Genomic DNA, 14,507 nt, shown 5'->3' on the forward strand with positions numbered 1-14,507 from the left:
GACGACTTCGTCATCAAGCTGCGAATCATCCGCTTCCTGCGCACCCCCGAATACGACGAGCTGTTCTCCGGCGACCCCACCTGGGTCACCGAGTCCATCGGCGGCATCGGCGCCGACAACCGCCCCCTGGTCACCCGGACCAGCTTCCGCTACCTGCAGACCCTCTACAACCTCGGCCCCGCCCCGGAGCCGAACCTGACGGTGCTCTGGTCGCAGCGGCTGCCGGAGGGCTTCAAGCGGTTCTGCGCGCAGGTCAGCATCGACACCAGCAGCATCCAGTACGAGAACGACGACCTGCTGCGGCCGTACCTGAGCGACGACGCGGCGATCGCCTGCTGCGTGTCCGGCATGCGGGTCGGCAAGGACATGCAGTTCTTCGGCGCCCGGGCCAACCTGGCCAAGGCCCTGCTGTACGCGATCAACGGCGGCCGTGACGAGATCAGCGGCGTACAGGTGGCCCCGGCGGCCAAGCCGCTCGGCGAGGACGTGCTGGACTACGACGAGGTCTTCGAGGCGTACGACCGCACCCTCGACTGGCTCGCCGAGACGTACGTGGACGCGCTCAACGTCATCCACTACATGCACGACAAGTACGCGTACGAGCGCATCGAGATGGCTCTGCACGACTACCCGGTGCACCGTTTCCTGGCCACCGGCATCGCCGGCCTCTCGGTCGCCGTGGACAGCCTGTCCGCCATCAAGTACGCCCAGGTCAAGCCGGTACGCGACGAGACCGGGCTGGTCGTCGACTACGACGTGGACGGCGACTACCCGACCTTCGGCAACAACGACGACCGGGTCGACCAGATCGCGGTGGAGCTGGTCGAGCGGTTCATGGAGAAGATCCGCCGGCAGCCGATGTACCGGGGCGCCGAGCCGAGCCTGTCGGTCCTCACCATCACGTCGAACGTGGTCTACGGCAAGCACACCGGCAACACCCCGGACGGCCGGCGGCTCGGCGAGCCGTTCGCGCCCGGCGCCAACCCGATGAACGGCCGGGACAAGCACGGTCTGGTGGCGGCGGCCCTGTCGGTGTCGAAGCTGCCCTACCGCAGCGCCCGCGACGGCATCTCGCTGACCATCACCTCGACGCCGGACGGCCTCGGCCGCACCCGCGACGAGCAGATCGGCAACCTGGTCGGCGTGCTCGACGGCTACACCGACGGTCACGGCTTCCACATGAACGTCAACGTCCTGGACCGGGCCACCCTGGAGGACGCGATGGAGCACCCGGAGAAGTACCCGCAGCTCACCATCCGGGTGTCCGGTTACGCCGTCAACTTCGTCCGGCTCACCAAGGAGCAGCAGCGCGACGTCATCTCCCGGACGTTCCACGGCTCGCTATGACCTTGATCGGAAGTGTGCACTCGTTCGACGTCTCGACCGGCGTCGACGGGCCGGGAACGCGATTCGTCGCGTTCCTGGCCGGGTGCCCGCTGCGCTGCCAGTACTGTCACAGCCCCGACACCTGGTTCCGGCGCAGTGGGCAGACCATGACCGCCGACGAGCTGATGGCCGAGATCCAGCGCTACGAGCGCTTCATCAAGGTCGCGCACGGCGGCGTCACCCTCAGCGGTGGTGAGGCTCTTCAACAGCCCGATTTCGTACGCGAGATCTTCACCCGCTGCCATGAGAGGGGTCTGCACACGGCCCTCGACACCAGCGGCTTCCTCGGGGACAAGGCCTCCGACGAGCTGCTCGACGTCACCGATCTGGTGCTGCTCGACATCAAGTCCGGGGACGAGGAGACGTACCACCGGGTGACGCGTACCGGAAAGCTGGAACCGACGGTGCGTTTCGCGCACCGGCTGGCCGACCGCGGCATCCCGATCTGGATCCGTTTCGTCCTGGTCCCCGGGCTCACCGACGATCCGGCCAACGTCGAGGCGGTGGCTCTCATCGCCTCGAAGGTCCCCACCGTCGAACGGGTGGAGATCCTCCCGTTCCACCGGCTCGGCGCGGCGAAGTACGCCGCCCTGAACCAGCCCTACCCGCTGGCTGGCACCGACGCGCCCACCCCGGAGCTGGTGGACCGGGTCCGTGACCAGTTCCGGGCGCACGGCCTCACCGTCTACTGAGATCACCGTCCCGGTGACCTCGGCAGGCGGTGCCGGGCCTGCGGCACAGGGCAGGCCCGTGTGGTCGAGCCGGCGCCGGCATCATGCGGCGCCGGCTACCGTCAGTGATCTTTTCAGCCGTCAGGGCAACCTGACGGCTTTTTCTCGTCGGCGGCGAGGTCCAGCGGGTGGCGATGCCGGCTCCACTGATCACCCGCACCGTGGCCGGGCGATGCCGCGACGAACGTTGCGCCGGGCGGCCGCGCGCGTCGCGTACCGGATGAAAAAGAAACGGCCCGGACAGCAAGCGTCCGGGCCAGGGGGAAACGTGCTGGTCAGTGGTGTGAGGGGTGGTCGCCGAGCAGTTTGGTGGCGAGGACCGCGGCCTGCGTGCGCCGCTCCAGGCCGAGCTTCGCCAGGAGGCTGGAGACGTAGTTCTTGACCGTCTTCTCGGCCAGGAACATGCGCCCGGCGATCTCACGGTTGGTCAGGCCCTCGGCCACGAACTCCAGGATGCGCCGCTCCTGGTCGGTGAGGGACGCCAGCTCGCGCGGCTGCTCGACGCCGTTGCGGATGCGCTCCAGCACACGCTGCGTCACCGCCGGGTCGAGCAGCGACTGGCCGGCGGCGACCCGGCGGACCGCGTCGAGAAGGTCGGTGCCGCGGATCTGCTTGAGCACGTAGCCGGAGGCGCCCGCCATGATGGCGGCGAAGAGGGCCTCGTCGTCCTCGTAGGAGGTGAGGATCAGCCCTTTGATCGACGAGTCGACGGCGCGCACGTCACGGCAGACGTCGATGCCGTTGCCGTCCGGGAGGCGGGCGTCAAGGACCGCCACGTCGGGACGAAGGGCGGGGATGCGCCGGGCCGCCTCCTGGGCGGACCCGGACTCGCCGACCACCTCGATGTCCCCACCCGCCTGGAGCAGGTCGACGAGGCCGCGGCGGACGACCTCGTGGTCGTCGAGGAGAAAGACTCGGATCATGACTACATCCTCCCGCCCGGCCGACCCCGGACCAAGGGCCTAAGGTCCCGCGCCGCGCTTTTGCCACACCCGATAGCCTCTACCCGTGCCTGAAGGAACGACTCCGTCGCTGGGCCTGAGCCCGCTCTCCCGCGTCCGTCTGGACGAACTACTACAGGAGATGCTGGACCGGGTGGGTGACATCGTCACCAGCCGGGAGCGACTGCGCGCCCTGCTCGACGCTGTCGTCGGCATCGGCACCGACCTCGACCTGAGCAGCACGCTGCAGCGGATCGTCGAGTCGGCGTGCGCGCTCGCCGACGCGAAGTACGGCGCTCTCGGCGTGCTCGCGGCGGACCGGAGCAGCCTCTCCGACTTCGTGACGCACGGCATCGACCCCGAGGCGCACGCCCGGATCGGTGATCTTCCTCACGGCCGGGGCGTCCTGGGCTTGCTGATCACCGAGCCGAGTCCGCTGAGACTGCCAGACATCACCAAACACCCCAATTCGTACGGTTTCCCGCCCAACCATCCGCCGATGCACAGCTTCCTCGGCGTCCCCGTCCGTACCCGTGATCAGATCTTCGGCAATCTGTACCTGGCCGAGAAGCGGGGCAGCGACCAGTTCACCGAGGACGACGAGGAGATCGTGGTGGCGCTGGCCGCCGCGGCCGGTGTGGCGATCGACAACGCCCGGCTGTACGAGCTGGCCCAGCGCCGTCAGCGCTGGCTGGCCGCGGCCGCGGAGATCACCAGCGTGCTGCTCGGGACGGTCCGCCGGACCGAGGCGCTGCGCCTGATCGCCCGCCGGGCACGTGAGGTGGCCGACGCCGAGCTGGTGCTGGTGCTGCTCTACGAGACCGAGAGCGACCGATACCGGATCGAGGTCGTGGAGGGCGCCGACCCGTCGTGTGCGCACATGGTCGGCAAGGTGCTGCCGGCCTTCGACCGGCAGGAGTCCTACCGCCTGGTGGAGAACCTGCGGGACGCCGCCGAGTGGCCCGGCCCGGTGCCGGCCGGGCCGGCGCTGCTCGCCCCACTGGCGGGTTCGGAGGTGCCCCAGGGTGTGCTGATCGTCAGCCGCCCGGCCAGCACCGACGACGCGGCGCTGCTGTCGTCGTTCGCCGGGCAGGCGGCGCTGGCGCTGGAGCGGGCCCGCGCCCAGGAGGAGCGCGAGCTGCTGGCGGTCCTGGAGGATCGCGAGCGGATCGCCCGTGACCTGCACGACGTGGTGATCCAGCGACTGTTCGCGACCGGCATGCAGTTGCAGGGCGCGGCCGCCACGGCCGGCGTGAAACCGGAGGTGGCGAAACGGGTCAACGCCGCGGTGGACGATCTGGACGCCACGATCCGCGACATCCGGCGGTCGATCTTCGAGCTGCGGGCGCCGCTCGGGGCGACACTGCGGACCGAGCTTCGCGACACTGTCGACGCCGCCCTGGACACGCTCGGATTCCGGCCCGTCCTGGAGACGACCGGCCCGGTGGAGAGCGCCGTGCCGGACGACATCGTGCCCGAGCTGGTCGCCGTGCTGCGCGAGGCACTGTCGAACGTGGCCCGTCACGCGCGGGCCACCAGCGTCCGGGTGTCGGTGCGGGTCGCCGATCAGCAACTGACCCTCCAGGTGGAGGACGACGGCATCGGCATCGATCCGGGCCGGGCTCGCGGCGGTGTGGTCAACATGGGCGAACGGGCCGGTGATCTGGGCGGGGAGTTCGAGGTGGGACCGCGTACGGACGGCACCGGCACCATCCTCACGTGGCGGGTCCCGATCGGCGGGTGACCGGGACCTTCGGCCCTTAACGGGCGGCGCCCCGAAACGGCACGGTGGAGGGGACCAGTGAAGGAGAACGGCTGTGACCCGCTACGACGAGTCCGACCTGCGGCGCGCCGCCGCCGCCGGCATTCAGGCTCCCTCCATGTACAACAGCCAGCCGTGGGCGTTTCGCCTGCGTGATGGCGCCATCGAGGTTCTCGCCGATCCGGGCCGGCAGTTGTCGGTAGCCGACGGCGGCGGTTGGGCCATGCGCCTGGCACTGGGCGCGGCCACCTTCAACGCCCGGCTGGCCATGGCGTGGGCCGGCACTCCGGCCGACGTGATGTTGCTGCCGGACAGTTCGGAGCCGGACGTGATCGCCCGTCTCACACCGGGCCGTCAGCGTCCCCCCACCTACACCGAGCGGGACCTGTACGCCGCGATCGAACGCCGGCACAGCAACCGTGACCCGTTCTGGCCGGACCCCGTGCCCGCCGACGTGCGGGTGCGGCTGATCGAGGCGGCCCGGGTCGAGGGCGCCTGGCTGGACCTGCTGGTCGGGATGACGGCGCTGTCCGGGTTCTCGGAGATCGCGCACAGCGCCGACCGGGTGCTCCGCCGGGACTCCCGCTACCAGGCCGAGATGGTCACCTGGGTGGACACCGAGTCGTCGCACGACGGCATCCCGGTGGCCGCGGCCGCCGCCGTGGGCGAGGCACAGGACCTGTTGCCGCAGCGCAACTTCGGCAGGCGGCGCCGGACTCCGGGCCGGGACTACGAGCCGGAGCCGCTGGTCGCGATCCTGGGCACCGGCGCCGACCGGAAGCTGGATCAGCTGATGGCCGGCCAGGCTCTGCAGCACATCCTGCTGACGGTGACCGACGCGGGTCTGGCGAGTTCGATGATCTCGCAGCCGATCGAGGTGCCGGCGGCCCGTGACCAGTTGCGGCGTTCGCTGGGCCGTACCGGGTTCCCGCAGATCGCGCTCCGGATCGGGTACGGCTACCAGGGTCACCCGTCGCCGCGCCGAGAGGTCACCGACGTCCTGATCTCGTGAAGATCGTCACTGCCGCAGTTGCCAAGGATATGCAACAACCATGGCGTCCTAATATGCTGGCGCCATGGACACGCAGGCAATGCACATCGCGAACGGGATCGTCAACGGTCCCGTCTCCGCGATCTTCATAGTCGTCGCCGCGGTGGGCCTCGCGTTCTGCGTGCGGCGTGCCAAGATCGACCTCGACGACCGTCTCGCACCGATGGCGGGCCTGGTGGCGGCGTTCATCTTCGCTGTGCAGATGCTCAACTTCCAGGTCCTGCCCGGCGTCTCCGGTCACCTGCTCGGCGGCACCCTCGCGGTGATCCTCGTCGGGCCGTACGTGGGGGCGCTCTGTGTCTCGACCGTGCTCATCGTGCAGTGCCTGCTGTTCGCCGACGGCGGGCTCACCGCGCTCGGGCTGAACATCACGAACATGGCCCTGCTCGGTGCCGCCGCGGCGTACCTGCTGGTCGCCGGCCTGCTGCGGGTGCTGCCCAAGAACCCCGCCGGCCTCGGCGCCACCGCCCTGATCGCCTCGATCGCCGGCGTCGTCATCGCCTCGATGGGCTTCGTGGTGCAGTACGCGCTGGGCGGCACCACCGAACTGTCCCTCGGCGCCATCGCCGCGACCATGGCCGGCGTGCACACGCTGATCGGCATCGGTGAGGGCCTGATCGCCGCGGTCACCGTCGTCACGGTGGCCCGGGTCCGTCCCGACCTGGTCTACGCCCTGCGCCACTTCCGCAAGCCGGCCCCGGCGAAGGCGGTGCTCGCGTGAGGACGAAGGCGTTCCTGATCAGCGGCATGCTGGTCGCGCTGCTTCTCGCCGGCGTGGTGTCCAACTTCGCGTCCGGCAGCCCGGACGGGCTGGACCACGCGGCCCGGGAGGGCTGCACGTTCAACGCCGACGACGAGATCACCGGCGGCACGTGCATGGCTCAGCAGGAGGCCGGGCACCAGCTCGGCGGCAGCCCGCTGGCCGACTACGCGATCGCCGGCGTCGACAACGAGTTCCTCGCCACCGGCCTGTCCGGTGTGGCCGGCGTGCTGGTCACCTTCGCGATCGGCGGCGGCCTGTTCTGGCTGCTGCGCCGGCGGGAGAAGGCCTCTTCTTGAAGAACTCCCTGCACCTCGAGCGGGAGAGCCCGGTCCACCGGCTCTCCCCCGAGGTGAAGATCGTGGCGGTGCTGCTGTTCACCGTGGTCGTGGTCGTCACCCCCCGCGAGGAGTTCGCCGCCTTCGCCGGGTACGCCGTGCTGGTCGCGATCGTCGCGGCGCTGGCCCGGGTGCCGGCCGGCTGGCTGCTCAAACGGGCCACCATCGAGCTGCCGTTCGTGCTGCTCGCCGTGGTGCTGCCGTTCGCCGGGCACGGCGAACAGGTGGAGTGGCTGGGCATGTCGCTGTCGGTCGAGGGCCTCTACGGGGCGTGGAACATCTTCGCCAAGGGCACCCTCGGCGTCCTCGCGTCACTGCTGCTCGCCGCGACCACCACCACCCGCGATCTGATCATCGGACTGGACCGGCTGCGCTGCCCGGACGTGATCACCCAGATCATGACGTTCATGATCCGCTACCTCGACGTGCTGGCCGACGACGCCCGCCGGATGCGGATCGCCCGGCTGGCCCGCGGCTACGACCCACGCTTCCTGTGGCAGGTCAAGGCGTTCGCGGTCGGCATCGGGGCGCTGTTCCTGCGCTCCTACGAGCGCGGCGAGCGGGTCTACCTGGCCATGCTGTCCCGCGGGTACGCCGGGCGGATGCCGGCCACCGTGAGCGCGCCGGCGCCGCCCCGGGAGTGGCTGATCAGCTCGGCGCTGCCGGTGGCCTCCGCCGGGATAGCGGTCGCGGCGCTCGTCTTAGCATGACCGCATGACCGCGGCGCTCCAGATCACCGGACTCACCTTCGCCTACCCCGACGGGCGGGAGGCGCTGCACGGCATCGACCTGACCCTCGCCGCGGGCGAGCGGGTGGCCCTGCTCGGGCCGAACGGAGCCGGCAAGACCACGCTGGTGCTGCACCTAAACGGCATCCTGCACGGCGGGGCGGGCCGGGTGGAGATCTCCGGGTTGCCGGTCACGCCCGGCGACCGCAAGGCGATCACCGAGATCCGCCGCCGGGTCGGCGTCGTCTTCCAGGACCCCGACGACCAGCTCTTCATGCCGACGGTCGCGGAGGACGTGGCTTTCGGCCCGGCGAATCTGGGGGTACGCGGTGACGAGCTCGACCAGCGCGTCATCGAGGCTCTCCAGGCGGTCGGGATGCTGGAGCACCGCGCCCAGATCCCGCATCACCTGTCGTTCGGGCAGCGCCGCCGGGTCGCGGTGGCCACCGTGCTGGCGATGCGGCCGGAGATCCTGGTGCTCGACGAGCCGTCGTCGAACCTGGATCCGGCCAGCCGCCGCGAACTGGCCGAGATCCTGGACTCGCTGCCGGTCACGATCCTGATGGTCACCCACGACCTGCCGTACGCGCTGGAGCTGTGCCCGCGCGCGGTGATCCTGGACGGCGGCCGGATCGTCGCGGACGCGCCCACCGCGGAGCTGCTCGCCGACCGCGACCTGATGGCCGCGCACCGGCTGGAGCTCCCGTTCGGCTTCGACCCCGCGACGATCCGGTGCTGAGATCCGGGCCGCCCCGGCTCAGGCCACCCTGGTCAGCGGGGCCGTCTCGCGCAGGCCGCTGACGATCGCCTGCCAGGTCCGCGGGCCGGCCACCCCGTCCACCTCGATCGGCACGCCGCTGTCACGGATGCTGGTCTGGAGGTCGCGGATCGCCGCCTCGGTCTTCGGGCCGTAGATGCCGTCGGCGCCGTCGAGGGCGAACTCCTCCTGCAGGCCGCGGACCGCGCTGCCGCGCATCCCGGGGCGGACGTCGATCAGCAGCGCCTGCCAGGTGGCGGCGTCAACGACACCGTCGTCGGGCAGATCCTTGGCGCGCTGGACGGCGCGGACGGCGTCGCCTGTCTCCGAGCCGAAGACGCCGTCGACGTTGACCGTGTGACCGTGGGCGAGCAGCAGGTACTGCAGCGTCTGCACCTGGTGGGCGGTGGAGCCCTGCCGGGTCGTCGGCCAGGGGTTCAGGGTGGCGGTCATGGGGATCCCCTTCCTCATCGTCGAGCGACGGGTGTTGTACTTCCCTCACTTTCGCGCGCTACGCCGATGATTGAAAGGGTGAAACAGATCTCTGCCGTAGCTTCGCAGGAAATGGTTACAGTTTGCTGACCGTTTCGCGGATCCGGAAAGGCGAACGGCGCGCGAATGTGGAAATTCGCGCGCCGTACCGATCATCTGCACGCGGTACCCGGTGGGTATCGCGCGCCGGGGATCAGTGTTCCGCCCAGTCCCCCAGCGACCAGTCCCGGACCTCCGGCATGTCCTCCAGGTGCTCCACCACGTACTTCTCGTGCCTGACCAGCTGCGCCTCGCACCAGGCCTTCAGCTCGCTGGCGCCGGCCGGGAGCCGCTTCGCGTTGTTGATCGCGTCGATCACCAGGTGGTAGCGCGACGCCCGGTTGCGGACCGTCATGTCGAACGGCGTGGTGGTGGTGCCCTCCTCGATGAAGCCGCGGACCCGGAAGCGGTCGGCGTCCGGCCGGCCGTGCACCAGCTGGTGGATGGCGCCGGGGTAGCCGTGGAAGGCGAACACCACGTCCACGTGGTCGGTGAACAGCTCGCGGAACATGGTCTCGCTCATGCCGTGCGGGTGGTCCTTGGTCCGCGGCAGGGTCATCAGGTTGACCACGTTGACGACCCGGACCTTCATCTGCGGCAGCTTCTCCTTGAGGATCTGCGCCGCCGCCACGGTCTCCATGGTCACCACGTCGCCGGCGCAGGCCAGGACGATGTCCGGGTCACGCTCGCCGTCGTCGTTGCCTGCCCAGTCCCAGATGCCGGCGCCCTTGGCGCAGTGCTCGATCGCCTGGTCCATGGTCAGCCACTGCAGCTGCGGCTGCTTGTCGATGACGATCAGGTTCACGTACGACTTCGAGCGGAAGCAGTGGTCGGCGACCGACAGCAGGGTGTTCGCGTCCGGCGGCAGGTAGACCCGGGCCACCGTGCCCCGCTGGTTGAGCACGACCTGGATGAGGCCGGGGCCCTGGTGCGAGAAGCCGTTGTGGTCGTTGCGCCACGCCGTCGAGGTGAGCAGGATGTTCAGGCTCGGCACCTTGGCCCGCCACGGCAGGTGCGACGCCTCCTGCAGCCACTTGCCGTGCTGGACCGTCTGCGACGCGCTGACCATGGCGAACGCCTCGTAGGTGGCGAACATGCCGTGCCGCCCGGTGAGGTTGTAGCCCTCCAGCCAGCCGTGGCAGTTGTGCTCGGAGAGCACCTCGATGACCCGGCCGGTGTTGCTGATCTTGACGTCGTCGTCGGTGACGGCCTCCATGAAGCCGCGGTCGGACACCTCGAACACCGCGCCCAGCCGGTTGCTGTTCGTCTCGTCGGGGCAGAACAGCCGGAACCGGTCCGGGTTGCGGCTGTAGATGTCGCGCATCATCTCGCCGAGCTTGCGGGTCGACTCGGCCCGCTCCGCGGCCGGCTTCTTCACGTCGATCGCGTAGTCCCGGAAGTCCGGGATGTCGAGGTCCTTGGTGAGCAGGCCGCCGTTGGCGTGCGGGGTGGCGCTCATCCGCAGGTCGCCGGGCGGGTTCACCTCGAGGATCTGCTCGACCGGGGCGCCGGTCGCGTCGAACAGCTCCTCCGGCCGGTACGACCGCAGCCACTTCTCGAGCTCGGCCAGGTGGTCGTCGTTGCCCTTGACCCCGGACAGCGGCACCTGGTGCGAGCGCCACGTGCCGGTCACCGTGATGCCGTCGATCTTCTCCGGACCGGTCCAGCCCTTCGGCGTACGCATGATGATGAGAGGCCAATTCGGCCGCTTGCCGTCCCACTGACCGCTGCGTGCCGCGGTCTGAATGGCCCTGATCTTGCCCCACGCCTCGGCGAGGATCGCCGCGAACCGGTGGTGCATGCCGGGCAGGTCCGAGCCCTCGATCTCGAGGATGTCGTAGCCGTGGCCCTCGAGCAGCTTGCGCACCTCGGCCGGGTCCTTGCGGGCCAGCACGGTGGGGCCGGCGATCTTGGCGCCGTTGAGGTGCAGGATCGGCAGGACCGCGCCGTCGTGGGCCGGGTTCAGGAAGGAGACGCCCTTCCAGGAGCCCTCCAGCGGGCCGGTCTCCGCCTCGCCGTCGCCGACCACGGCGATCGCCAGCAGGTCGGGGTTGTCCATCACCGCGCCGAACGCGTGCACCAGCACGTAGCCGAGCTCGCCGCCCTCGTGGATGGAACCGGGCGTGGTCACCGACACGTGGCTCGGGATGCCGCCCGGGCTGGAGAACTGGCGGAACAGCCGCAGCAGCCCGCCCTCGTCGAGGCTCACCTTGGGGTAGACCTCGGAGTAGGTGCCCTCCAGGTAGCCGGCGGCCACCAGGGCCGGGCCACCGTGGCCGGGACCGGCCAGGTAGATGGCCTGCTGCCCGGTCTGCTTGATCAGGCGCGAGACATGTGCGTAGACGAACGACAGGCCGGGGCTGGTCCCCCAGTGGCCGAGCAGGCGAGGCTTGATGTGCTCCGAGGTGAGCGGCTCCCGCAGCAGCGGGTTGCCCTGCAGGTAGATCTGCCCGACTGTCAGGTAGTTGTTCGCCCGCCACCAGGCGTCCAGGCTGGCTACCTCGGCGTCGGTGGGAACCGCGAGCTTGCGCACGAGCTCCTGCTGGTCGAGCGTGGCGGCCTGGTTGTCCGAAACGGCGGTCACGGTCATTCCTCTCGACAGAGTATTTCGAGTTTTCCTGACTGGTCACGATCAAACTATCGGCGGCCCGAAAACCGGACACGGGCCCTTGGACCCTTCACTTCGGGACGTTCTCCACCGACAGCCGACCACACGGGGACACGCCGCCCGGGCGGCCCCCTTGGGGACACTTCTACCAGGATCAGATGTCCTCCACGCTAAGCCCGACGGAATGGCAAGCTCCACACTTCCCGGAATCAGAGGGGCGGCGCATCGTCCGCTGCGGGCGAAACGTCGTGGCACAGTGGGGCCATGGCGACTGCCCCGGACGATCCGCACATCCACGTCGAGGCGGGCCCGCTGCGGTCCCGCGCCGCCGAGCGGCACATGCTGGCCTCCACGTTCGGCCTCACCGCCGACCTCCCGGCCACGGTGCAGACGGCGTGCGGCCGCCGGGTGCCGTACGCGATGACCTCCGGCGCCCCGGAGAGCGTCACCTGCCTGCCCTGCCGCGAGCACGCCAGCGAGCAGCACCTCCGCTTCGCCGTCCAGGTCGAGACCCTGGGCGCCGGCCCCGGCGCCCCGTTCGACGCCCACGACGCCGCCACCGCGGCCGCCGCCCACCGCGACCTGGCCCGCCGCTTCGCCTCCTGAGGCCGAGACGGCGGACAGCCTCCGGCGGGTGGACGCCGGACCGCGTGGGTCAGCGGGGTCGCGTGGTGATCGCCGCCGGTTCCGCGGAATGGTCAAGTAGCCGCCCGGCGGGCCGAAAAGACACCGCGTGAAGCTGAGGGGCGAACAGAACCGGCCGGCGCGACAGTGGTGGCGCCCGCTGCTGGAGGCCCGCGCGACGGCCCGGTCGGCCATCGCCGGCACCGCGGCGGGCATCCTCATCCTGGCCGTCTCGGCCGTGCTGGCCTCCAGTGGCACGGCGGCGACCACCGAGGAGGTCCGCCGGGTCCAGACGATCACCCAGAAGCTGAACGGGATCTCGGTACAGATCAACGCCGAGGACGCGGCGCTGCGCGAATACCTGGCGACCGGAGGAAGCGAGTACCGCCGCGGCGAGCTGACGTCGACGCTCGGCGGGGCCCGGGCGGAGCTGGACTGGCTGCAGCGGAACAACGCGGTCGACCGAGCGGAACTGGACTCCATCCGCGGCGCCTACGAGAACTACAACCGGATCGTCTTCGACATCATGTCGCACACCGAGCGCGACGCGGACGTCAAGGGCTACACCGACCTGGCCTCGCTGACGTTCGCGCCGCTGCGCGACAACGTTCTCGAGATCGGCGACGTGCAGCAGCAGAAGCTGGCCGACTACCTGGCCGAGGTCAACCGGGGCGCCGAGGTCCTGCAGACCATCGCCGTGGCGACGATCGGGGTCGTCCTGGTGCTGTTCGCGCTGTGCGCGGCCGTGCTGGTCGGCTATCAGCGCCGGGCCGAACGGCAGGCCGAACGGCGGCTGCACGAGGCCACCCACGACTCGCTGACCGGGCTCGGCAACCGGGCGATGCTGCACGACGAACTCGGCGCCGCGGTGGGGCACGGGGCGGAGACCGGCGAACCGTTCAGTCTCCTGCTCATCGATCTCGACCGGTTCAAGGAGGTCAACGACACGCTCGGGCATCACGCCGGCGACGACCTGCTGGTCGAGGTGGCCCGGCGGCTGACCCGGGAGTGCCGGGCCACCGACATCGTGGTACGCCTCGGCGGCGACGAGTTCGCCCTCATCCTCCCGACGACGCCGGACCACGAGGAGGCGCTGCAGGCCGGGCACCGGATCCTCGAGGCGCTGCGCCGGCCGATCGACCTGAGCGGCCTGCTGGTCGACATCGACGCGAGCATCGGGGTGGCGTCGTACCCCCGGGACGGCCACGACGCCGCGGAGCTGCTCCAGCACGCGGACGTCGCCATGTACACGGCGAAGCGCCGCCAGGGCGGGGTGTCCGGCTACGACCCCTCGCTGGACAGCGGCGACGCGAGCCGGCTGACACTGCAGAGCGAGCTGCGGCAGGGCGCCGAGCGCGGCGAGCTGGTCGTGCACTACCAGCCGAAGATCGACGTGGCGACCCGCCGGCCCGTCGGCGCCGAGGCTCTGGTGCGCTGGCAGCACCCCCGCCGAGGGCTGCTCGGCCCGGACGTCTTCATCCCGCTGGCCGAGGAGAGCGGCCTGATCGACCTGGTCACCGCAGAGGTGCTGGACCAGGCGCTGACCCAGATCGGGCGGTGGGCCGGTCTCGGTCACGAGCTGCCGGTCTCGGTCAACGTGCCGGCCCGGTCGCTGGCCGACGAGACGTTCCCGGACACGGTCGCCACCGCGCTCACCCGCCATGGCGTACGGCCCGGGCTGCTGACTCTGGAGATCACCGAGAGTGCCCTGATCGCCGACCCGGTGCGTGCCGGCGAGGTGGTGGGGCGGTTGCGGGAGCAGGGATTGCACATCTCGATCGACGACTTCGGCACCGGCTACTCCTCGATCGCCCACCTGCGGGACATGCCACCGCACGAGCTGAAGATCGACCGGAGCTTCGTGATGAAGATGTGCGAGAACACCAGGGACGAGACGATCGTGCGCGCGGTCGTGGATCTGGCCCGGACCCTGCGGCTGCGGGTCGTCGCCGAGGGTGTGGAGAACGAGACCGCCCTGCGTGCCCTGGGCGAGCTCGGCTGTCACGTGGCGCAGGGTTACCACATCAGCAGGCCGCTCCCGGCCGACGAGCTGACCGCCTGGCTGACCAGGTCCGGTATGGCGATCAGCACCGCCTGAGGACGTTCGTTCCTCTAGCGTGAGGCTTTGACTTTCTCCCCGCCCTGATGGAACGGGGAGTCCCTTCGGCCTTGCGGCCGAACCGGCTTACGCCGGGCGCCTCGCGGTGTGGGGTTCCTGCTTCACGGCCGACCGCAGAAGGGAGGACCCTTGCTGTCTCATATCAGCTCCACAGGCTTCGCCGGGGTTGTG

General features: G+C 70.2%; 13 protein-coding genes. 10 read left to right on the forward strand and 3 right to left on the reverse strand.

All coding sequences use genetic code 11. The features are described from left to right. Both AB0I88_RS39195 and pflA read left to right on the forward strand, forming a co-directional pair. A partial coding sequence (locus AB0I88_RS39195; protein ID WP_361036986.1) for a pyruvate formate lyase family protein occupies positions 1–1,347 on the forward strand: 1,347 nt, incomplete at its 5' end. Continuing rightward, on the forward strand, positions 1,344–2,078 hold the full coding sequence (pflA, locus tag AB0I88_RS39200) for a pyruvate formate-lyase-activating protein (RefSeq protein ID WP_361036988.1): 735 nt from the start codon (positions 1,344–1,346) through the stop codon (positions 2,076–2,078). The genes AB0I88_RS39195 and pflA, both read left to right, overlap by 4 nt. Before the next feature lie 314 nt (positions 2,079–2,392). Here pflA and AB0I88_RS39205 read toward each other — a convergent pair whose 3' ends face one another. After that, positions 2,393–3,040: a response regulator transcription factor gene (locus AB0I88_RS39205; RefSeq protein ID WP_361036991.1), complete on the reverse strand. Its 648-nt coding sequence runs from the start codon at positions 3,038–3,040 to the stop codon at positions 2,393–2,395. Positions 3,041–3,200: 160 nt separating this feature from the next. Between AB0I88_RS39205 and AB0I88_RS39210 the strand changes: the two genes are divergently transcribed. The 6 genes from AB0I88_RS39210 to AB0I88_RS39235 all read left to right on the forward strand — a co-directional run bounded on the left by AB0I88_RS39210 (position 3,201) and on the right by AB0I88_RS39235 (position 8,436). Next, a complete protein-coding gene (locus AB0I88_RS39210) occupies positions 3,201–4,802 on the forward strand; it encodes a GAF domain-containing sensor histidine kinase (protein WP_361037012.1) in 1,602 nt (533 codons plus the stop codon). A 73-nt stretch (positions 4,803–4,875) separates the two neighbouring features. Then, positions 4,876–5,832 carry a nitroreductase gene (locus tag AB0I88_RS39215; RefSeq protein WP_361036993.1) on the forward strand — a complete coding sequence of 319 codons (957 nt, stop codon included), beginning with the start codon at positions 4,876–4,878 and terminating at the stop codon, positions 5,830–5,832. Positions 5,833–5,896: 64 nt separating this feature from the next. Then, a complete protein-coding gene (locus AB0I88_RS39220; RefSeq protein ID WP_361036995.1) occupies positions 5,897–6,592 on the forward strand; it encodes an energy-coupling factor ABC transporter permease in 696 nt (231 codons plus the stop codon). Continuing rightward, positions 6,589–6,930, forward strand: coding sequence for a PDGLE domain-containing protein (locus tag AB0I88_RS39225; protein WP_361036997.1), 342 nt, complete (start codon positions 6,589–6,591; stop codon positions 6,928–6,930). Before AB0I88_RS39220 ends, AB0I88_RS39225 begins: the two co-directional genes overlap by 4 nt. Then, the gene (gene cbiQ / locus AB0I88_RS39230; protein WP_361036999.1) at positions 6,927–7,679 is read left to right on the forward strand and encodes a cobalt ECF transporter T component CbiQ; all 753 of its coding nucleotides are present in this window, start codon (positions 6,927–6,929) and stop codon (positions 7,677–7,679) included. The genes AB0I88_RS39225 and cbiQ overlap by 4 nt, the downstream gene beginning before the upstream one ends. A gap of 4 nt (positions 7,680–7,683) precedes the next feature. After that, entirely contained in the window at positions 7,684–8,436 is a 753-nt protein-coding gene (locus AB0I88_RS39235) for an ABC transporter ATP-binding protein (protein WP_361037001.1), read from the forward strand. A gap of 18 nt (positions 8,437–8,454) precedes the next feature. On the opposite strand, the gene AB0I88_RS39240 is transcribed toward AB0I88_RS39235, so the two are convergent. Together AB0I88_RS39240 and AB0I88_RS39245 are read right to left on the reverse strand one after the other, a co-directional pair. Beyond that, on the reverse strand, positions 8,455–8,907 hold the full coding sequence (locus AB0I88_RS39240) for a peptidoglycan-binding protein (protein ID WP_361037003.1): 453 nt from the start codon (positions 8,905–8,907) through the stop codon (positions 8,455–8,457). A 232-nt stretch (positions 8,908–9,139) separates the two neighbouring features. Beyond that, positions 9,140–11,575: a phosphoketolase family protein gene (locus AB0I88_RS39245; RefSeq protein ID WP_361037005.1), complete on the reverse strand. Its 2,436-nt coding sequence runs from the start codon at positions 11,573–11,575 to the stop codon at positions 9,140–9,142. 282 nt (positions 11,576–11,857) lie between these two features. On the opposite strand from AB0I88_RS39245, the gene AB0I88_RS39250 reads away from it, so the two are divergent. Together AB0I88_RS39250 and AB0I88_RS39255 are read left to right on the forward strand one after the other, a co-directional pair. Continuing rightward, entirely contained in the window at positions 11,858–12,199 is a 342-nt protein-coding gene (locus AB0I88_RS39250) for a hypothetical protein (RefSeq protein WP_361037007.1), read from the forward strand. A 127-nt stretch (positions 12,200–12,326) separates the two neighbouring features. Further along, a complete protein-coding gene (locus AB0I88_RS39255) occupies positions 12,327–14,315 on the forward strand; it encodes a bifunctional diguanylate cyclase/phosphodiesterase (RefSeq protein WP_361037010.1) in 1,989 nt (662 codons plus the stop codon). The last annotated feature ends 192 nt before the right edge of the window (positions 14,316–14,507 follow it).

Origin of the sequence: Actinoplanes sp. NPDC049802, from assembly GCF_040656595.1 — a bacterium.
Classification (GTDB): Bacteria; Actinomycetota; Actinomycetes; order Mycobacteriales; family Micromonosporaceae; genus Actinoplanes.